This window comes from Corynebacterium minutissimum, from assembly GCF_016889765.1.
GTDB classification, from domain to species: Bacteria; Actinomycetota; Actinomycetes; order Mycobacteriales; family Mycobacteriaceae; genus Corynebacterium; species Corynebacterium minutissimum_B.
On the sequence record NZ_CP069533.1, the window covers coordinates 238,007 to 257,895 of the forward strand.

The 19,889-nt window shown below is 58.0% G+C and carries 18 protein-coding genes; 13 read left to right on the forward strand and 5 right to left on the reverse strand.

Going from position 1 to position 19,889, the window contains the following annotated elements:
• Positions 1-27 precede the first annotated feature (27 nt).
• From I6J26_RS01110 to I6J26_RS01120, 3 genes are all read right to left on the reverse strand, one after another.
• The gene (locus I6J26_RS01110; protein ID WP_115022463.1) at positions 28-492 is read right to left on the reverse strand and encodes a hypothetical protein; all 465 of its coding nucleotides are present in this window, start codon (positions 490-492) and stop codon (positions 28-30) included.
• A gap of 127 nt (positions 493-619) precedes the next feature.
• Entirely contained in the window at positions 620-2,425 is a 1,806-nt protein-coding gene (locus tag I6J26_RS01115; RefSeq protein WP_115022465.1) for a DEAD/DEAH box helicase, read from the reverse strand.
• 124 nt (positions 2,426-2,549) lie between these two features.
• Entirely contained in the window at positions 2,550-2,801 is a 252-nt protein-coding gene (locus I6J26_RS01120) for a DUF3039 domain-containing protein (RefSeq protein WP_082013938.1), read from the reverse strand.
• 48 nt (positions 2,802-2,849) lie between these two features.
• Between I6J26_RS01120 and I6J26_RS01125 the strand changes: the two genes are divergently transcribed.
• The 9 genes from I6J26_RS01125 (at position 2,850) to galE (ending at position 12,706) form a co-directional block, all read left to right on the forward strand.
• Positions 2,850-3,299 carry a DUF3099 domain-containing protein gene (locus I6J26_RS01125; protein WP_115022468.1) on the forward strand — a complete coding sequence of 150 codons (450 nt, stop codon included), beginning with the start codon at positions 2,850-2,852 and terminating at the stop codon, positions 3,297-3,299.
• A gap of 82 nt (positions 3,300-3,381) precedes the next feature.
• A complete protein-coding gene (locus I6J26_RS01130; RefSeq protein WP_115024380.1) occupies positions 3,382-4,923 on the forward strand; it encodes a DUF7059 domain-containing protein in 1,542 nt (513 codons plus the stop codon).
• 54 nt (positions 4,924-4,977) lie between these two features.
• On the forward strand, positions 4,978-5,421 hold the full coding sequence (gene dtd / locus I6J26_RS01135) for a D-aminoacyl-tRNA deacylase (protein WP_115022471.1): 444 nt from the start codon (positions 4,978-4,980) through the stop codon (positions 5,419-5,421).
• 288 nt (positions 5,422-5,709) lie between these two features.
• The gene (locus I6J26_RS01140; RefSeq protein ID WP_115022473.1) at positions 5,710-7,134 is read left to right on the forward strand and encodes an HAAAP family serine/threonine permease; all 1,425 of its coding nucleotides are present in this window, start codon (positions 5,710-5,712) and stop codon (positions 7,132-7,134) included.
• Between the two features lie 44 nt (positions 7,135-7,178).
• Positions 7,179-8,555 carry an L-serine ammonia-lyase gene (locus tag I6J26_RS01145; protein ID WP_115022475.1) on the forward strand — a complete coding sequence of 459 codons (1,377 nt, stop codon included), beginning with the start codon at positions 7,179-7,181 and terminating at the stop codon, positions 8,553-8,555.
• A 127-nt stretch (positions 8,556-8,682) separates the two neighbouring features.
• Complete coding sequence (locus tag I6J26_RS01150) at positions 8,683-9,441, forward strand: helix-turn-helix transcriptional regulator (RefSeq protein ID WP_239121805.1); 759 nt, start codon at positions 8,683-8,685, stop codon at positions 9,439-9,441.
• Positions 9,442-9,636: 195 nt separating this feature from the next.
• Positions 9,637-10,650 (forward strand): sigma-70 family RNA polymerase sigma factor, encoded by a 1,014-nt coding sequence (locus tag I6J26_RS01155; protein ID WP_039675757.1) that lies wholly within the window; start codon positions 9,637-9,639, stop codon positions 10,648-10,650.
• Positions 10,651-11,039: 389 nt separating this feature from the next.
• Positions 11,040-11,720: a metal-dependent transcriptional regulator gene (locus tag I6J26_RS01160; RefSeq protein ID WP_115022480.1), complete on the forward strand. Its 681-nt coding sequence runs from the start codon at positions 11,040-11,042 to the stop codon at positions 11,718-11,720.
• 2 nt (positions 11,721-11,722) lie between these two features.
• Positions 11,723-12,706 (forward strand): UDP-glucose 4-epimerase GalE, encoded by a 984-nt coding sequence (galE, locus tag I6J26_RS01165; RefSeq protein ID WP_115022483.1) that lies wholly within the window; start codon positions 11,723-11,725, stop codon positions 12,704-12,706.
• Here galE and I6J26_RS01170 read toward each other — a convergent pair.
• On the reverse strand, positions 12,663-13,838 hold the full coding sequence (locus I6J26_RS01170) for a DUF4192 domain-containing protein (RefSeq protein ID WP_115022485.1): 1,176 nt from the start codon (positions 13,836-13,838) through the stop codon (positions 12,663-12,665). The two genes, galE and I6J26_RS01170, sit on opposite strands and share 44 nt — an antisense overlap.
• A gap of 359 nt (positions 13,839-14,197) precedes the next feature.
• On the opposite strand from I6J26_RS01170, the gene I6J26_RS01175 reads away from it, so the two are divergent.
• The 4 genes from I6J26_RS01175 to I6J26_RS01190 all read left to right on the forward strand — a co-directional run bounded on the left by I6J26_RS01175 (position 14,198) and on the right by I6J26_RS01190 (position 19,221).
• A complete protein-coding gene (locus I6J26_RS01175) occupies positions 14,198-15,232 on the forward strand; it encodes a PAC2 family protein (protein ID WP_115022487.1) in 1,035 nt (344 codons plus the stop codon).
• 100 nt (positions 15,233-15,332) lie between these two features.
• A complete protein-coding gene (locus tag I6J26_RS01180) occupies positions 15,333-17,894 on the forward strand; it encodes a DEAD/DEAH box helicase (RefSeq protein ID WP_115022489.1) in 2,562 nt (853 codons plus the stop codon).
• A gap of 90 nt (positions 17,895-17,984) precedes the next feature.
• The gene (locus I6J26_RS01185) at positions 17,985-18,362 is read left to right on the forward strand and encodes a hypothetical protein (protein ID WP_115022491.1); all 378 of its coding nucleotides are present in this window, start codon (positions 17,985-17,987) and stop codon (positions 18,360-18,362) included.
• A gap of 148 nt (positions 18,363-18,510) precedes the next feature.
• Positions 18,511-19,221: a VIT1/CCC1 transporter family protein gene (locus I6J26_RS01190; RefSeq protein WP_115022494.1), complete on the forward strand. Its 711-nt coding sequence runs from the start codon at positions 18,511-18,513 to the stop codon at positions 19,219-19,221.
• Between the two features lie 112 nt (positions 19,222-19,333).
• Here I6J26_RS01190 and I6J26_RS01195 read toward each other — a convergent pair whose 3' ends face one another.
• Positions 19,334-19,864, reverse strand: coding sequence for a carboxymuconolactone decarboxylase family protein (locus tag I6J26_RS01195; protein ID WP_039675771.1), 531 nt, complete (start codon positions 19,862-19,864; stop codon positions 19,334-19,336).
• Positions 19,865-19,889 lie beyond the last annotated feature (25 nt).

The following is a 19,889-nucleotide window of genomic DNA, read 5'->3' on the forward strand; positions in this document are numbered from 1 at the left end:
TACGGAACCTGTGAAATCACTGGCAACCTAGTTTTGAGTAACGCCATTCAAAGAATCTTCCATGCAGGCTTGCTTTTGCGCTGGGTCATCGATGGTCGTGCACATCTCAGGGTCAGGCGTCATCGTCCAACCAATGTGCGTATACAAGTAAATCGAGAAAGCAACGGACAAGATTAAAGCGATAATTGAGGTAATCAAGCCGGCGATGGACATCCAGGCGCGACGCAGCCCTTTTGGTCGCTTCTTGCCTTTTAGCAATGCGATGATGGAGACGATGATGCCAACCGGCCCCAGCAGCAGCGGTGGGACAACCAGGAGCAAAGACACCAGCGCAATGATGCCGATAACGAGAGCCCAAACAGCGATTACACTTTTCTTTTCGGCTTGAGGTTCACCGACACCACCACCGGCAGAGGCCGGGTATGCCGCGCCTTCGGTGCCGTCGGAATTCCTCCCGTTGCCCAGGGTGTGAGGGTCGTTCGGAGCGGTCATACGCTTGGCCTCCTTGAGTGCAGCCCACAAGCCTTAATCGTGTTATTGCTAATCGTGCTATTACTTTTGACTACTGCTTTTGTCTAAGTTTCCCACGCTGGCTGCGCATTGTACTGCGTCGCGTCACCTACCACTTGCGCAGGTACTCGATGCGCTGGCGCAGCTGCTCGGCGTCGCACAACGCGGTGGGCGGGCCACCGCAGGCCTTTCGAGCTTCGGTATGGATGGCGCCGTGGGGTCGGCCAGTGCGCTGTGCAGTGATGGACACCACCGTGTTGAGCTCCTTGCGCAGCGCAGAAATCTCATCCACCACGCCCGCGTCAGAACCGCCCGTGCTTGCCGACGCCCCCACGGCACCACCTTGTCCTCCACGTTTCGGCGCATGCGGGGTGCCGTACAGCTTGTTGCGCTGCTCCTCTGCTGCCTCCGCTGCCCGGCGCGCCTTCTCCTCGGCTTCCCGCCGATCCATTTCCTCTGACTGCTTCTTGCGCAGGAGATCCTTGACCTGGTCGGCGTCGAGAAGCCCGGGAATGCCGAGAAAATCTTCGTCCTCGTCGGTAATGGCGCCGGTATTAAACTGCGAGCCGTTGTAGAGCAGACCGGAGAATTCCGCCTCCGCGCCAAGGGACTCGTACGAGGGCTCGAGCATGTCGGGCTCGGTTTTCTTCTGGTTAGCGTCCTCCAGAAGTTCGTCGTCCCAGCCCTCCTTGTCGGGGTTCTTCTCCCCTCCCAAGACGTGGTCGCGCTGCTTTTCCATATTTTCGGCAAGCCCGAGCAAGACAGGTACGGAGGGTAGGAAGACCGAGGCGGTCTCGCCCGGCATGCGGGAGCGCACGAAGCGACCGATGGCCTGGGCAAAGAAGAGCGGGGTCGACGCCGAAGTGGCGTAGACACCCACGGCAAGACGGGGAACGTCAACGCCCTCAGACACCATACGTACGGCCACCATCCACTCATCCGTGGATTCAGAGAACTCCGCAATGCGTGCGGAGGAACCTGGGTCGTCGGACAGGATGACGGAGACCGGGGTGTTGGAAATCTGCTTGAGGATCTTCGCGTAGGCGCGCGCGGTGGTCGTGTCGGTAGCTAATACGAGGCCACCAGCATCCGGCATGTTGCGGCGCATCTGCATCAGGCGGGTATGTGCGGCGTGCAGAACCGTGGGAATCCACTCGCCCTTGGGGTCCAAGGCGGTGCGCCACGCCCGCGCCGTTTGCTCCGGGTTGAGAATGTCCCCTAGACGGGCCGCATGTTCCTCACCGGCGCTATCCCGCCAGCGGGACTCTCCGGAGTAGCTGAGGAAGACGACGGGGCGCACGACGCCGTCGGCAAGCGCATCGCCATAGCCATAGGTGTGATCCGAACGAGAAACGAGGTGGCCCTCCCCATCCTCTTCATAGCGCACGAAAGGGATCTGCGAGTCATCGGAGCGGAAAGGCGTACCTGTTAGCGCGAGGCGGTGCTCCGCGTCATCATAGGCCTCACGCACGCCATCGCCCCAGCTCTTGGCGTCGCCGGCGTGGTGGATCTCATCGAGGATCACCAACGTGCGCCGCGCTGAAGCAACAGCACGGTGCTTGTACGGGTGCATGCCCACCTGGGCGTAGGTCACCACCACGCCGTCCATCGCCGGATTCACTCCGGAAGAGTTGGTGAACTTCGGATCCAGCGCCAACCCCACGCGGGAGGCGGACTCGGACCACTGGACCTTAAGGTGCTCCGTCGGCACCACCACGATGACTCGCTCGACGGTACGGTCCGCCATGAGCTCGGTGGCCACACGCAGCGCAAAGGTGGTTTTACCTGCGCCCGGAGTCGCCACCGCCATGAAATCCTTCGGCTTGGTGGCCAGGAATTTGTCCAGTGCGGCGCGCTGCCACACACGGAGTGAGCCGTTATTGGCAAATCTTTGTGCTGATGACTGTGTCGACACGGTCAGCGACTATCCCCCTCTACTTTCCCAATCCCGATGCTTAACGTTGGTCTTCGCGCTGTGCGTCTTCTTCGGGCGAGGCACAGCGCCATGTCATCCTCCTCGAGGGGAAGACAACGTGTTCCTAGCGGCGGCGCAGGCTCTTGTATTCGCGCTCGCAGTCAGGGCACACAGGTGAACCGGGCTTAGCCTGCTTAGTCACCGGGAAGGTCTCTCCGCACAATGCCACGACGTACTTGCCGTTGACCGCGGAATCGAGAATGTGGTCCTTCTTGACATAGTGGAAGAACTTCGGGGTGTCGTCATTGGTTGACGTATCCTCGCGGACATCTGGGCGCTCAATAGTCTTAGTCGTCGTACTCACGCCCCCTATCATGCCGTATCGGTATCGAAGTTGGCGAGTCCTCCCGCTACGCTTGTGACCATGACCCCTTCGAACTCGCGTGATAACGCAGGCCGCACCCCACAATCGGGGCGGAGACGCGGGCGGGCGTTTGGCCGTGAGCGCTACCTCATCACCACAGCCAAACTCGCCCCAGGGCAAGATCGCCATCGCCGCGAGGTTATCTACTTTGTCTTGCAGTTCTTGCGCATCCCCTCCCTCATCATCGCCGGAGTCCTGGCCTACGTGTGGCAGTGGTGGATTCCGGCAGCACTTGTCGTGGCTGTGACCTTCCCGTTGCCGTGGATTGCAGTTGTCATTGGTAATGGCCGTGGGCAGAAGAAGGATAAACGCGAAAAATCAGTGTACAAACCAGCACTGGCACGGCAGATGGCGCAGGCGCACCGCGAGCAACTAGAGCGCCAGGACCGCGGCGCGTTGCCTGGCGCGCCGCAACAACCTCCACCTGACACCATTGACCACGACGACTAGAACTCTTTTTAAGGCATTAAGGAACTAAGGAACTATTGTGAGCACCTCCGACTCTTCCGGCCCTTCTCCTTTCGGCCCACCCATGAACCCAGAGCACCCCATCGCCGAGTTCGCCCATGACCTAGTCCAGGTCTTCGACAAGGCGGGCTTTAACGCTGATGGGATTGCTGGACACTTGGGCCCGGAGTACACAGAGGCTTTGCACCGCGGGGAGCCCGCCGCTGTGGTGATGGGTGCCAGTGGCGATACCGACCTTGACCGTCTCATCCGAATCTTCATCGTGCACGAACACGTGCCGGCCACAGTGCTGTCTGAGGTCTTGGGGGCGCGCCTTGCCACCAAGCTTCTCGATTCAGGCGTAGCACAGACCGATGAGCACGGCACCGTTTTCGTCGCCTACGACATTCGCCCGCACATCATCGTGGGCCGCAACCGTGTGGTTTTCTCTGATGTCGATGCTTCCCTGGTGGATCACGTGCCGGGCCCTGACCATGTTTTGGGCGTGGGCTCTGCCAGTCTTTCCCTCCTGCATTCCACCCCGACGTCCCCGGTGTCCTCCGTGCTAGATCTGGGCACAGGTTCCGGTGTGCAGTTGCTGGGGCAACTGGATTCTGCGGAGCACATCGTGGCAACGGACGTCCATGAGCGCGCGCTTGACCTGGCCCGCGCCACTGTCGCTGCTGCAGGTGCTACCTCGCGTGTGGAGTTGCGCCAAGGCTCTTGGTTTGAACCTGTAGCTGGGGAGCGCTTCGACCGCATTGTGGCCAATCCACCTTTTGTAGTGGGTTTGCCGGAGGTAGGCCATGTCTACCGCGATTCCGGTCTCAACCTTGATGGGGCTAGTGAGCTCGTAGTCTCCCAGGCCGCGGAGCATCTCACCCCAGGTGGCACCGCCCACCTGCTGGCCGCGTGGGTCCACCAAGGTGAGGAATCCTGGCAACAGCGCGTTGCTTCGTGGTTGCCCGATACCGGTGTGGCTGCGTGGATCATTCAGCGCGACGTTGCCGATCCTGCACTCTACGTGTCCACGTGGTTGGCCGATGAGTCCGTTGATGTGCGCAGCACCGAGGGGCAAGCGCGCTCACGTGAATGGTTACAGCACTTCCATGATCATGAGGTCACCGGAATTGGCTTTGGGTTCGTCGCCATTCAACGCATCGACGATGATGAACCTTCCGATATCTTGGCGGAGACCATGTCCCAGCCAGTTGTCGATCCGCTCGGGCCCGAAGTCGAGGAATACTTTGCCCGAGTGGAGTGGCTGCGTGGGCTTGTGCCCGGCGAGTTGGAAAACGCTCATGTGCAGTTGCGCCCTGGCGTCGCCCGGGAAGATGTCGCTCTTCCCGATACTGAGGTGGGAATGGGCTTTACCCGCGCCGCACTGCGCCTTACGCGCACCGATGGTCCGCGTTGGCAGCACGATGTGGACGAGCACCTAGCTGCCATCGTGGCCGGTCTGAACCCGCAGGGTTTGAGCATTGGCGAGACCATCGAGCTGTATGCCGCCGCGCAAGGCTATGACGAGGCTGCGCTTGTCGACGCCGCCCTCCCCGCCATCGTCGATCTCATCCGCCACGGCCTTGTGATCCCGACCGAACTGCTGGCTTTCTCACATACCGACTAGCTGCTTTAACCAATCACAGATAACCCTGTAGAAGAAAGGTAATTCCGCTCCCCCATGCGTGCAGTACTTACCCGTGTGTCTCAAGCTTCAGTAAGCGTTGATGGAGACACCGTTGGCTCAATCGACTGTCCCGACACCGGCGGGCTGTTAGCTCTTATTGGCGTCTCCACTGAAGATCTTGGCAACTGGCCCCCTCGTGCGGAGAAAATGGCGCGCAAGATCGCGGAGCTCCGAATCTTAGAGGGCGAACGTTCAGTACTCGAGGCTCAAGCGCCAGTATTGGTTGTTAGCCAGTTCACGCTTTATGGTCGCACTGCGAAAGGCCGGCGGCCTTCCTGGTCCGATGCTGCACCAGGACACGAGGCAGAACCAATCATCGATGCCATCGTGACTCACCTGAAAGAGCGCGGGCTACGCGTCGAAACCGGTCAGTTTGGCGCTGAGATGCGTGTGTCTTCAGTAAACGAGGGACCATTTACCGTGCTGGTAGAAACGTAATTTTGGCATCCAGCCGGCCAACTTTGTTGAACAATGCATAAACACGCGGAGAAAGCAAACCCAAGCAGAGTGATAATTTTCCTACCTCCAATGCGATAATTTATTATCATTTCTCTCCACTTTGTGCTTATACTGAGGGCACAGCGGAGCAAACGGGCTGTATATGCAGTAAATGTGAGAAAGCTCCTCACATACTGCAAAGCAAGATTGCAGACGAGAATCTTTTCTCACTACAAGGTTGCAGAAGCCCAATAGCTTCGATCAACCACTAGGACAGTAGGAAAGAAAATGTCTCACTCAGTATTGCGACACAATCACGATAGGGACCAACACCCCGAAAACCGCGCAGAGATGCCCGAGAGCCTCGCGGTCTCACAAAGTTCAACCCCTGCATCAGACCAGTCATCTTCCGTCCCCGGCATCGACACCCCGTTCGAAGGGCGCAAGGGTGCCCCGAAGTGGAATAAGGAAGACACCGTATGGATGCTCTCCCTCTTCGGCACCGCCATTGGCGCCGGCGTCCTCTTCCTCCCCATCAACGCCGGTATTGGCGGCATCATCCCGCTCCTCATTATGACTGTCATTGCTCTGCCAATGACCTTCTGGGCGCACCGCGGCATGACCCGCTTCGTGCTCTCCAGCTCCAAGCCGGACGGTGACCTCACGGACGTCGTCGAGGAGCACTTCGGCGTCAAGGCCGGCGTCTTGATGAACATCCTGTACTTCCTGTCGGTATACCCCATCCTTCTCGTGTACTCGGTGACCATCACCAACACGGTCAATTCCTTCCTGGAGAACCAGCTGGGAATCACACCACCTGATCGCTGGCTCACCTCCCTGCTGCTGGTTGGCGGCCTCATCCTCATTGTGCGTATGGGCAAGGACGTCGTCGTTCACGTCATGTCCTACCTGGTGTACCCCTTCATCGGTGTGCTCGTTCTGCTCTCTATCTACCTCATCCCGAAGTGGAATACCGCTCTGTTTGAGTCCTTCGATCTGAGCGTCGCTCGCGAGGCTTCCGGCCACAGCCTGGGGGTTACCCTGATGCTGCTGGTTCCGGTCATGGTCTTCTCCTTCAACCACTCCCCGATGATTTCCTCCTTTGCAGTTGACCGCCGCCAGACCTACGGCAAGTATGCCGAAGTTAAGGCCAGCAAGACTCTGCTTCGCTCGGAAATCCTGATGGTTGCTGTGGTCATGTTCTTCGTCTTCTCCTGCGCACTCAGCCTCTCCCCGGAGCACCTGGCTGAAGCAAAGGCCCAGAACATCACCATCCTGTCCTACCTGGCAAACCACTTCGATACCCCGGTCATCCAGTGGATTGCTCCTATCATCGCCATGATTGCCGTGGCTAAGTCCTTCCTCGGCCACTACCTCGGTGCTGCTGAAGGATTCGAAGGCCTCATCGTCAAGGGCAGCAAGAAGGCCAACAAGGATGACGCCAATTCCCTGCGCAAGCTCAACTTCATCACTCTCATCTTCATGCTGGTCACCTCCTGGCTCGTTGCCTGGGCTGACCCCTCCATCCTCGGCATGATTGAAACCCTGTGTGGCCCGACGATTGCCATCATGCTCTTCATCATCCCGATGGTCGCCATCCACAAGGTACCTGCACTGCAGCGCTTCAAGGGCAAGGCTTCCAACTACTTCGTATTCGTGATGGGCCTGGTTGCACTGGCCACCATCATCTACTCCATCGTCCAGGCCTTCTAGAACCGGCCCCGCAAGAAACACTCAGAGGATTCAAGGAAAGAACAATGTTCATCAGCATCTTCGATATGTTCAAGATTGGCATCGGCCCCTCCAGCTCCCACACGCTGGGACCAATGAAGGCAGGTAAGGCGTTCGTTGACGAACTGCAAGAAAAAGGCCTCTTCGACAAGGTCACCCGAGTACAAGCTAACGTCTACGGCTCACTTTCCCTCACCGGTATCGGCCATTCCACTGACAAGGCCATCCTCCTCGGCCTCGCTGGCGAAGAGCCCGAAACCGTTGACATCGACGGCATCTCCGAGTTCGTCAAAAACGTCCGCGGTAGCGAGAAGCTCATGCTCGGTGGAACCCGCGAGGTCGATTTCCCCAAGGAAGGAGGATTCTTCTTCCACGATGAATACCTCCCTATGCATGAAAACGGTATGTGTCTTATCGCTTTCGCCGGCGAAGAGGACATCCTGCACAAGACCTACTACTCAGTGGGCGGCGGCTTCATTGTCAAACAAGAAGACTTCGCAATGCGCGGTTCAAACAAGGTGGATATCCCCTTCCCGTACTCCAGTGCCGAAGAGATGCTCGAACTGTGTGAAAACAATAACTTGACGCTTCCAGAGCTTGGGTTGGCCAATGAGCTAGCACTGCGTTCACAAGAAGAAGTCACTGAGCACCTGGGCAAGGTACGTGATGTCATGTTCACCGGCATCGAGCGCGGCTCCTCTACCGACGGCCCGCTGCCTGGCTCGCTCCTAGTGCCGCGCCGTGCCGCTGCGCTGAGGCGTCGCCTCGAGCAAAGCGATCATCACGACGATGGTCTCGATGTTCTGAGCTGGGTCAATATGTTTGCCTTGGCCATCTCTGAAGAGAACGCATCCTGCGGTCGCGTTGTGACCGCGCCGACTAATGGTGCCTGCGGCGTCGTGCCTGCAGTGCTTGCCTACTACGACAAGTTCGTCGAACCGGTCACTGACGAAATGTTTGCAGACTACATCTTCGCCTGCAATCAGATTGCGTCTTTGTACAAGATGAACGCGTCCATCTCCGGCGCCGAGGTTGGCTGCCAGGGAGAAGTGGGTGTCGCTTGCTCCATGGCTGCAGGTGGTCTCGCCCAGCTCATGGGCGCTACCCCAGAGCAAGTATGCGTCGCCGCAGAAATCGGCATGGAACACAAGCTTGGCCTCACCTGCGACCCGGTCCTCGGCCAGGTTCAGGTCCCCTGCATCGAGCGCAATGCCGTCGCTGCTGTTGACTCCATCACCGCAGCCCGCATGGCCCTCGAGCGGGAAAGCAAGCCCTGTGTGTCCCTCGATGAAGTTATCTGGACCATGTACAAGACTGGTAAGGATATGAACGCCAAGTACCGTGAGACGTCGCAAGGCGGTCTGGCACTTGCAGTCCATCCGCCAGTCGCCGTATGCGGCTAAAGACCTCCTAAAGAATCGGTGAGCCGGGTGAGCACAGCAATTTTGCCGCTGGTGTTCACCCGGCTCACCGCTTTCGTGTGGTAACTTCTCTATAAACTGACAGGAATATAAGGACATGCTTCAGCTAATGAATCTCTCTAGCAGCCATGCCTCCGAAGAAAATATCCTCGAGCAGTACGTACCACTCGTCGAGTTTCTCGGTCAGGCCATGGGCCCTAATACCGAGATCGTTCTCCATGATCTCGATGTACCCGACCGGTCCATTATTGCTATTGCCAATAGCCATATTTCCGGCCGCGAACTTGGTGGCCCAGTCACGGATTTTGCGCTCTGGTTTATGAAAAAGGGCGATGCCGCCGCCGTCCCCATGATGACGGGATATCGTGCGGTCAACGCCGAAGGCAAAATCTGCCAATCATCCAGCTACTTCATCCGCGATGAAACCGGCCACATGCGTGGCATGCTGTGCATCAACGTCGACGTTTCGGAGTTAATTCACATCCGCGAAGCCGCCGACGCCCTCATCGGCAACGCTGATGATCCGGCATTCGACAAGAAAAAGGCCTTTAGCGGCTATCCCGAGGCTTCGCCCGAGCCCCCGCGCCCCATGGCCGCTGTTCCGGATCAACAAGAACCAGCCGAAGAACACATCAGCGAGTCCTTGGGAACAAACGTCGAGCAGCTGCTTGATTCGATGCTCGATTCTGTAATTTCCAAGCAGAACACAAACGTCTCACGCATGCACCGCGACGAGCGTATTCAGGTGGTCTCCGAATTGGAAGACGCTGGATTCTTCCTCCTCAAGGGCGGGATTGCAGCGGCAGCCTCATGTCTCGGAGTCTCCGAGCCCACGATTTACCGATACCTCGTTACAGTGCGTGGCTAGAGGCGAGTGAGATGACTCACCATCGCTAACGTGCCACCGAGCACATTTTCTCCCCGCAGTGCGACTCCCCCAAAAAGGTGGAGCCCTACCGCGGGGATTGAGCTGTTTTGAGCATTCCTCGCATTTAAGGGAACTCAACCGCGTGAAGCAACGTTGTAACTCTTGAAACCGGCGAACAACTCAGGAGGCTTCACGATGACCCACACATCAGCCAACACCGCCACTGGCACTGCAGGTGCCACTTTCGATGAAGAACAGGAAGTAGACCGCGGCTCGCGCCGTAACCAAACCAATGACAATCCCTCCGCGGACCTTGTCCGCGTCTACCTGAACGGAATTGGTAAGACCGCGCTGCTCAGCGCCGAGGACGAGGTGGAACTCGCCCAGGCCATTGAGGTGGGTCTCTACGCCGAATACAAGCTAGCTAATGCTGAGAAGCTGACCCGCGCTGAGAAGCGTGACCTCAAGATTCTTGCCCGCGAAGGCAAGAAGGCCCGCTCCCACCTCCTAGAAGCTAACCTGCGTTTGGTGGTCTCCCTGGCGAAGCGCTACACCGGCCGCGGAATGCCTCTGCTGGATCTTATCCAGGAAGGCAACCTGGGACTTATCCGTGCAATGGAGAAATTCGACTACGCCAAGGGTTTCAAGTTCTCCACCTACGCCACGTGGTGGATCCGTCAGGCCATTACCCGTGGCATGGCTGACCAGTCCCGCACCATCCGCCTTCCTGTGCACTTGGTGGAGCAGGTCAACAAGCTCTCCCGCATTAAGCGTGAGATGTACCAGTCCCTGGGTCGTGAGGCAACGAACGAAGAGCTAGCTGAGGAATCTGGTATCGAGGAATCTAAGATCGAGATGCTGCTGCGCCAGTCCCGTGACCCAGTTTCCCTCGATATGCCGGTAGGTACCGATGAAGAGGCCCCGTTGGGTGACTTCATCGAGGATGCTGAGGCTACCGACGCAGAGACCGCAGTCGTTGCTTCCATGCGTCACTCTGATATTCGCTCCGTCATCGGTTCCTTGGAGGAGCGCGAGCAAGACGTTATTCGTCTGCGCTACGGCCTCGATGACGGTGTGCCGCGCACCTTGGACCAGATTGGCCGCAAGTTCGGCCTGTCCCGTGAACGCGTCCGCCAGATTGAGCGTGAGGTCATGGCCAAGTTGCGTGATGGCAACCGTGCCGACCGTCTCCGCGAGTACGCACTCTAAGTAAAGCTAGCTACGAGCCGCCCAGCGGTCATGGCCCACAGATGTGGCGTGAGCCATCGAGACATCCCTCCTATCCTGTGTCGACTAACCACGGGGTCTGGGAGGTCGACGCTCGGTGGCTTTCGTCGTTTCGCGCCCAACCTCCTTTCCACCTCCCCCAATAAAACTCCGAGCCAACGCTGGAGCAACTAGTGCTCTGTGAGCCACGGAATACGCTATTGTTTAAGTTATTCTCTTAATAGATTGCTATTACCGCGCCTAAACCTATGTGGCCACGGAATGTCTGCATGGCAGATACACGCTCGAGTTATCCGCCTAGAATGCTTTCTTAGCCGCTGCTAGCGCTTCGTGCCCACTCCAACCGCCCTAACGCAGAAAGGTAAACTCACGTGAGGGACCTAGTAGACACCACGGAAATGTATCTGCGGACCATTTACGAGCTCGAGGAAGAAGGCATCACCCCGCTGCGTGCCCGCATTGCAGAGCGCCTCGAGCAGTCTGGGCCTACTGTGTCCCAGACCGTGGCGCGAATGGAGCGCGACGGTCTCCTTCATGTGCGCACTGACCGCAGCCTTGATCTCACCGCCGAAGGGCGCGAGTTGGCTACCAACGTCATGCGCAAGCATCGCCTCGCTGAGCGTCTGCTGACCGATGTTCTGGGGTTGGATATTCACCAGGTTCATGATGAGGCATGCCGTTGGGAACATGTCATGAGTGAGGAAGTGGAAAAGCGCGTCGTCGCAGTTCTCGAAGATTCTTCTCGCTCGCCTTTCGGAAACCCCATTCCGGGTCTGGCACAGCTCGGCGCCTCCCCAACTGAGCTCGAGCTAGGCACCCGAGCTATCGATCTGCCCAAGGGCGAGGACACCGAGGCCATAATCGTGCAGATCAACGAGGTCCTCCAAGCGGATAATTCCACTTTCCGTGACCTTTATGCATCCGGACTTCAGGTTGGCTCACCGGTGACCGTGGTGAATAACAACGGCTCCATCACGCTGAGCACCGAAGACGGTAAGACGATTGAGTTAGTCGATGATCTCGCCCACGCAATTCGAGTCGAGGTGAAGTAGCTATGAAGCTTCTGGTCACTGGTGGCGCTGGATACGTCGGTAGCGTGTGCGCTGCGGTTCTTGTGGAGGAAGGCCACGACGTCACAATCATCGATAACTTTTCTACCGGCAATTGGGACGCCGTTCCCGAGCAAGCGCGTCTCGTGGAAGGTGACGTAGCGGATGTGGCGCGTTCCGTTCTCTCCGAGGGCGGTTTCGAGGGCGTTCTTCACTTTGCCGCGCGGTCTCTCGTCGGTGAGTCCGTGGAGAAACCGGCAGAGTACTGGCAGCACAATGTGGTCACCACGTTGACGCTTCTCAATGCTATGCGCGAGTTCGACGTCAAGAACCTCGTCTTCTCCTCAACGGCTGCTACTTATGGTGAGCCGGAGCAGGTCCCGATTACAGAAGCGATGCCGACTAAGCCGACCAACCCCTATGGTGCTTCAAAGCTCGCTATCGATGACATGATCACGTCCTTTGCCAAGGCTTATGGCCTAGGCGCTACCTCTCTGCGCTATTTCAACGTGGCCGGTGCCTACGGCACGATTGGTGAGAACCGTGAGGTTGAAACCCACCTCATCCCGCTGGTGCTTCAGGTGGCGTTGGAGCACCGCGACAAGATCTTCATCTTCGGTGATGACTACGATACTGCTGATGGCACCGCTGTTCGCGATTACATCCACATCCGTGACCTTGCGGATGCCCACGTGTTGGCGCTAAGCACCAACACTGAAGGCACCCACCGCATCTATAACTTGGGTTCCGGCGATGGCTACTCCGTCAAGCAGGTTATTGAGACCTGCCGCGAGGTTACCGGCCACCCCATCCCTGCAGAGTTAGCTCCCCGGCGCGCCGGAGACCCAGCAACACTGGTGGCTTCCTCCGACAAAATCAAGGCGGAGCTCGGGTGGAATCCGAGCCGCACGGATCTCACCACCATTGTCAGCGATGCCTGGGACTTCACCCGGCAGCTCGGCGAGCGAGCTCACTCGGCACGACGCTAGTTACTGGGGTTGTAGGAGTCACTGCAGTTGCAGGGGCTCCGCCTGTCTTGCCAACAGCAGTGATGTACGCCTCGTGGGCCCCACTGCGAATGGTGTCACGCATCTTGTCATGCAGTCCATAGCGGTAGGCCCGACACAGTAGTGAGCCTAAGCGGTGGCTGGGAAACTCCTCTGCCACCGTCTGCAAGGCGGGCCCTGCATATATCTCCCAATCTCGGTTTAGCTGTGCCAGCGCGAAAAGTGTCAGCGCATTCGCTCTGATTTCGCCGTCAAATGTGCGCGCAGTCGCTAACAAGAGACTTGCAGCCTCCTCCCCTGCATCCGTGCATACACCGACCACCAAGTCCCGGGTCCAGGTGGTTGACATCCACACCGCACATGCTTGAAGCATGTCGACATCGTGGGCTACCTCCTCGACCGTGGCCACAGTGCCGAGCGTCCAGCGAACATCATCCAGAAAGCTATCAATGAGCTCCTTACGCTTGGTCCCTGTCGCAGCCGCTACGCGCGCACGCAACCTCGTTGCGCAATCGCGCGCTTGCCGTCCAAGGGCTTCCGCTTCGAGGGCATCAAAGTGAGTGTTTCCGCGTGCAAAGGTGGAAAAGAATTCCTCGCGGCTGAGTTCCGGAACGACATTATGGTCGACGCAAGAGCGCATCGTGGGGGCGTCGGTCAATGCCGGCACCGCGCCCTCAACCCACTTTTTCATTGGGCCACTACCGTCGGTGTTCACCGTGCCATGGAGCATGGCATAGTGCTCGCCGCACGCAATCTCCCTCACATACCATGCCGCGTCAACATCAATGCCATCGCGGACTCGGTCCAAGTTATAGAGCCAACAGGAAATCTCTTCGAGCTCTTCTAGCGGGCGATGCGAGACGAGGAAGGCGAAGATTCCCTCGCACGCCTTATCAGATAGCGTAGCGGCTATATCTGGAAGGGCCTCTTGAGCATCTGCGATGTCGACGCGGGCAATGGGGCCCATGGCAGACCCCCGTGGAGTGGTATCAATGGCCATGAAAATGACCGACTCCGTGGGATAGAAACGTAGGAGACCTGGGATGTTCGCAAGAAGGTGGCCGGGAGTTGTAATCGGTGGGGTGTTGTCTGTGTGTGCTGCGTAAGAACTCATGTCCTCAGCCTGAAGCAGGCACCGCCGCGGTGCCAGAAGCGCGCTTCGGTTTCTGCCGATTCTGTGGATAACCCTCCCCGACCCTCTCTACAGAAGCCACAAAAATGAAGTTATCCACAGATCAGGCTTTAAATCCTGACGTCCCCGCACGACGCGGTGTGGCGCAATCCCTGCTTCTATGGCATGCTAGATCGATCAACACGAGTTTTCACCGGCCTCGCACATCAGATGTCGACAAGGCTGATCCGGTGGGAACCTGGGAATAGGCGGCAGCCCCATAGCGTTGCATGCCACAGAACGCTGATGAAGTCCGTACGCTCGATACCAAGCGCCGGACACGAAGGGAGAGTCACTACACCATGCAGGAAGAACAGCGCCGCATGTATGAGCTGGAGTACCCCGCTCCAGCGGTCAAGGACGATTCCACTGAAGGCAACGGTCCCACCATGATTGTGGCTATGAACGGCTACGCCGATGCCGGGCAGGCAGTGGAGGCTAGCGCGGACCACCTCAAGGCTGCCTTGGACAACCGCCAGCTGGCATCCTTCAACAATGACGAGCTCATCGATTACCGCTCTCGCCGTCCGGCTGTCACCATTGATCATGACCGCACCGTGGAGATCGAAAACACTGATCTCGGCATCAAGGTACTGCGCGATAACTCTGGGAAACCTTTCCTGTTGCTTTCGGGGCCAGAGCCGGATTTGCGGTGGGAGGCGTTTACAGACGCCGTAGTCAACTTAGTGGAAAAGTTCGATATCAAGAACACCATCATGCTCTACTCCGCCCCGATGCCGGTGCCGCACACTCGGCCAACGGTTGTCACTGCACACGGTAATGCGCCTGAACTCCTTAACTCCATGGTGCGCATGGAGTCCACGATGATGGTGCCGGGGGCCGCTGCCCTCTATCTCGAGCGTGCTCTGGATAAGAAGGGCCGCCACGTCGCTGGTTATACGGCTCACGTGCCACACTACCTGGCGGCGTCCCCGTACCCGGCAGCTACGCTTCGCCTATTAGATTCCGTTGCGTCCGCAGTAGATCTCAACATTCCGCTGGGCAGCCTTGAAGCCGACGTTGACCGCATCAACCAGCAACTGGAAGAACAGGTTGTCGATTCAGAAGAGATCGCCGGCGTGGTCAACCAGCTCGAAGAGCAGTATGACGCGTACATGGAGCGCTACCGTAAGCGCCATCCGCAAGCGATCATGCCGGGCGAAGAACACATGCCTACTGGTGAGGAAATTGGCGCGGACTTCGAAGCTTTCCTCGCCGGCCTCGACGACGATCCCGATATTCTCTCGGAGAATATCGACGACCGTGAGGACAACTTCGGCAACAACGAAGGCCCAGAGTCCAGCGCAGGAGATACTGACCTGGGCGACGACGTATAGGTCATAATTCTCTAACTGCGCCTTTCATCTTCGTTCTCTGTTGTCATGAGTGGCCCGGCTCTGTGCGTGGCCGCTCATGCTTTCGCCTAAGGTGGGACTGGTGAACCTTTCTCAGATGCTGCCAGATCTCGCCGAAGTCCCCGAGTCAATGGTTGATGAGGCTATTTGGGACACCTTCCAGTCATGGACCTCTGGCCGGGGTATTTCGTTGTATCCCGCCCAGGAAGAGGCTTCCCTTGGCATCCTCGCCGGCGATAACGTCATCCTCGCCACTCCAACTGGTTCCGGTAAGTCCATGGTGGCTAACGCCGCGCACTTCATCGCGCTCGCCCGTGGCCAGCGAAGTTTCTACACCGCGCCCATCAAGGCGCTCGTGAGCGAGAAATTCTTCGCCCTGTGTGAGATTTTCGGACCGGAGAACGTCGGAATGATGACCGGTGACGCCACTGTCAACGGTTCTGCCCCCATCATCGCCGCCACCGCGGAGATTGTGGCCAACATTGCGCTTCGCGACGGCTCAGAAGCCGCCATCGACCAAGTAGTCATGGACGAGTTCCACTACTACTCCGAACCAGACCGCGGTTGGGCTTGGCAAGTACCACTTCTGGAGCTACCCAAGGCCCAGTTCCTCCTCATGTCTGCCACTCTCGGTGATACCGCGTGGCTGGAGAAGGACCTTACTGAGCGCACTGGGCGCACCACTACCCTCGTTGCAGGTACCACCCGCCCAGTCCCGCTGGATTTCTCTTACGTGTTCTCCGCAGTGCACGAGACTATCGAAGAGCTCCTCAAATCCGGTAAGGCGCCCGTTTACGTGGTGCACTTTTCCCAACGCGAGGCATCCGAGCGCGCCCAAGCGCTGACTTCTCTTTCAAAGGTCATCACACCACAAGAAAAGGAGGCCATCGCCTCCGAGCTTGGCGCCTTTCGCTTCACCACCACCTTTGGCAAAGATCTGTCGAAGCTTCTGCGCAAGGGCATCGGAGTGCACCATGCGGGAATGTTGCCTAAGTACCGCCGCCTAGTGGAGCGCTTGGCACAAAAGGGCCTGCTCAAGATCATCTGTGGCACTGACACCCTGGGTGTGGGCATTAACGTGCCGATCCGCACGGTGCTTATGACGGGCTTGGCCAAGTATGACGGCACGCGCCAGCGCATCCTCAAGTCTCGTGAGTTTCATCAGATTGCAGGCCGTGCCGGCCGCGCAGGTTATGACACTGAGGGCACGGTTGTCGTTGAGGCACCTGAGCATGAGATTGAGAATGCCAAGGCTCGGCGTCGCCTCGGCGATGACCCGGCGCGTCTGAAGAAGTTGAAGAAAAAATCCGCGCGCGAAGGCGAGGTTTCATGGTCGGAGAAGACCTACGCCAGGCTTATCGACGCCGAACCGGAACAACTCACTTCCCAGTTCCGGGTTTCGAACTCTATGTTGCTCAACGTCTTAGCTCGCCACGGCAACGGTTATGAGCATCTCAAGCACCTGCTGCGCACTAGCCACAACACCCGTGCTCGTCAGAACGAGGACATTCTTACCGCGCTTAGCTTGTTCCGCGGCCTGCTGAATGCCGGAGTGGTCCAAAAGTCCACCAAGGGGCTCGATATTTACGGCCGCCCCTATCACGTGGTGCGCGAGATGCCGCGCGACTTTGCTCTCAACCAGCCCCTAGGCCCCTTTGCCCTTGCCGCACTGACTTTGCTGGACCCTGAGTCGGAGTCCTATGCCCTCGATGTCATTTCTGTTTTCGAGTCTGTACTTGATGACCCGCGCCAAGTGCTTATTGCCCAGCAAAAGCAGCGGCGAGGCGAAGAGATCGCAGCGCTCAAGGCGGAGGGCGTGGACTATACCGAGCGCATGGCTATCGTGGAAGACATCACGTGGCCGAAGCCCTTGGAGGAGCTCCTCGAGCAATCATATGAGACCTTTTGCCAGACCAACCCGTGGGCTAAAGAGTTTGAGCTGCGGCCTAAGTCGGTAGTGCGTGACATGCTGGAGAGCGCCATGACGTTCTCAGACCTCGTCGCGACCTACGGCCTTGCTCGTTCGGAAGGCGTTATCCTGCGCTACCTCACTGACGCTTGGCGCACGCTTAAGCAATCCATCCCTGAGGAGTATCTCACCGAAGAGCTTGAGGATATTATCGTGTGGCTCGGTGAGCTCATTCGCCAGGTGGACTCTTCGTTGGTCGATGAATGGGCAGAAATGGCTGGCGAAGACTCCCCTATCTCCCAGAAGGATCTAGACCGAGAGCTTGCTTTCGGCGTAGAAGATCCCACAGCGCTCACCGCAAACCAGCGTGCCTTTGGCATCATGGTTCGCAACTACTTCTTCCGGCTTGCCCAGCTTTTTGCTTTGGAAAAGGAGGACCGGCTGGCTGAGCTGCTGGAGTATCTCGATGAGGTTCCGGACTTTGGTGAGGCTCTTGACGCGTACTTCGACGATTACGACGATATCGATGTCGGTCCGGCTGCACGTGGACCCGAATACTTCGTCCTCGACAAGGGCGACACGTCAGTGAAATCAGGATCGCGGTCGTGGACTGTGCGCCAAATCCTCAAGGATCCTGAAGACGACAACTCCTACCAGATTGTGGGCACCGTGGACTTAGACGCGTCGGATGAGGCCGGCGAGGTACGCCTATCTGAGTTGCGCGTAGAGTACTAAAAAGACTCACCGGAACACTAATAGACTCCACCTGACAAAGCCTGAATACTACGCGCTCACTTTCACGTAAAGAGTACAGTGGGTGGCGCTATGACTCGACCAGATTCTCCAGCCACCAACATTCGCCTCGCCGGCGTGCACTTCGATAGGCATGAGGAAGCAGTCACGGTACATTGGCTGCTCGGCGGCCTCCCCCATCACCGTGACGTGGTCTTTTCCCTCCACACCGTCAATCTAGAGCTCACCATTCGCTTTGACAATGAGCACTTAGAATCTATGGACATCGCATCCTTTGGGGAAGATGAACGCGACATTCGGCGGGAAGTAGATTATGAATACACCTACGCCCCAGAAGCGCTGGCCGTGACCATCCCATCCTCACACTTCGACCTACAGGACCAAGTTTTTACCTTGGGCCTTTCCGTAGACGGCATGTCCTGCGGAGAATGGACCGGAACTGTTGTCTAAGGCTAGCTACACCCACCTCATCTAAGGCTGCGCTACCACCGCTCAGCTTAGCCTATACACGCTTTACAAGCCTGTGACCAGCGGGGATACTGAGAAAGTGAGAGTTCTCTAGACAACTGAGAACCCGAGCTGGGTAAAGGAACAGGCCATGACCATTCATAGCAACGAGCCCCACGGCGCGTCCCACAACGCGCGGCTGAATTCTCTGCGGGCGGGTGTACTCGGCGCTAACGACGGTATTGTCTCCGTCGCCGCACTTCTGTTAGGCGTGGTGGGATCGGGGGCGTCGGCAAGCGCCATCCTCACTGCAGGTCTCGCTGCCACTGTGTCCGGCGCCGCCTCGATGGCGCTTGGCGAATACGTATCTGTCTCTGCCCAGCGCGATTCTGAGCGGATGATGATCACCAAGGAAACGCGCGAGCTTGAGGAACTACCCGAGCAGGAGCACGAGGAATTGGTAACCATGCTCTCCAGCTATGGCATGGGCAGGACAACTGCAGACGCTGCAGCGCGTGAAATTGCCGCCGAAGACAGGCTTCTCGAAGCACACCTACGTTTAGAGATTGGCATCGACGGTGAAGACCTCACCAACCCGTGGCATGCGGCGTTCTGGTCAGCCGTGTCTTTCTTGGCAGGCGCCTGCCTGCCCTTGCTGTCCATCTTCCTTGCTCCGGCGGAAACAGCAGCGCTTACCGTCGCCATTGTCACGCTCATCGCCCTCGCCGTCACCGGATATATATCCGCCCGCCTCGCAGGCACCGACACTACCCGTTCGGTTCTGCGCCTTGTTATCGGTGGTGCCTTGGGGTTGGCCATCACCTACGGAATCGGCGTTGCTTTTGGCGGAGTCGTGGGCTAACTCCGCCTCACAGATCTCAACCGACTCCGGCACATCCTCCTATGCAGAAACGTCCCGCCACCGCTACTACGGTGTGGGACGTTTCGTGAATTAAGCAGTAAAAGCTTGACTCTTAAGCATTGCGCACGGCCTCAGCCTGCAGCGCCTGAGCTACAGCCTGGACCACGCCGGCAACCTTGATGCTTTCCCAAATCTGCTCCTTGGTCATGCCTTCCTCGAGCAGAGTCTTAGCGTGGGCAGAAAGGCAATGCTCACAGCCGTTAATGGCGGAAACTACGGTGTTCCACAGCTCAAACGTGGCTTTGTCTACGCCTGGCTTAGAGATGATGTTCATGCGCAGACCAAACTTCACCTGTGCATAGTCGTCACCCAACCAGCTCTTCGCGCGGTAGGCCACGTTGTTCATGGCCATCACCGTGGCGGCACCGAGTGCAGCGTCGATAGCTTCCTCGCTCAGGTGCTCGCGAGCATCCTCCAGAATCTCCTTGAGCACCTGGTCATTGCGGGTAGCGGCTGCAGCAGCAACCAGGCTGCCCCACAGCTGCTCCTCGTTGAGCTCGGTGGTGCGAGAAAGAGTACCAAGGTTGAGTTTCTGATCCTTGGCATAAGCCGGAAGTGCGGACTTCAAGTTATCAATAGACACTGAGGGTCTCCTTTCGAGAGCTCTC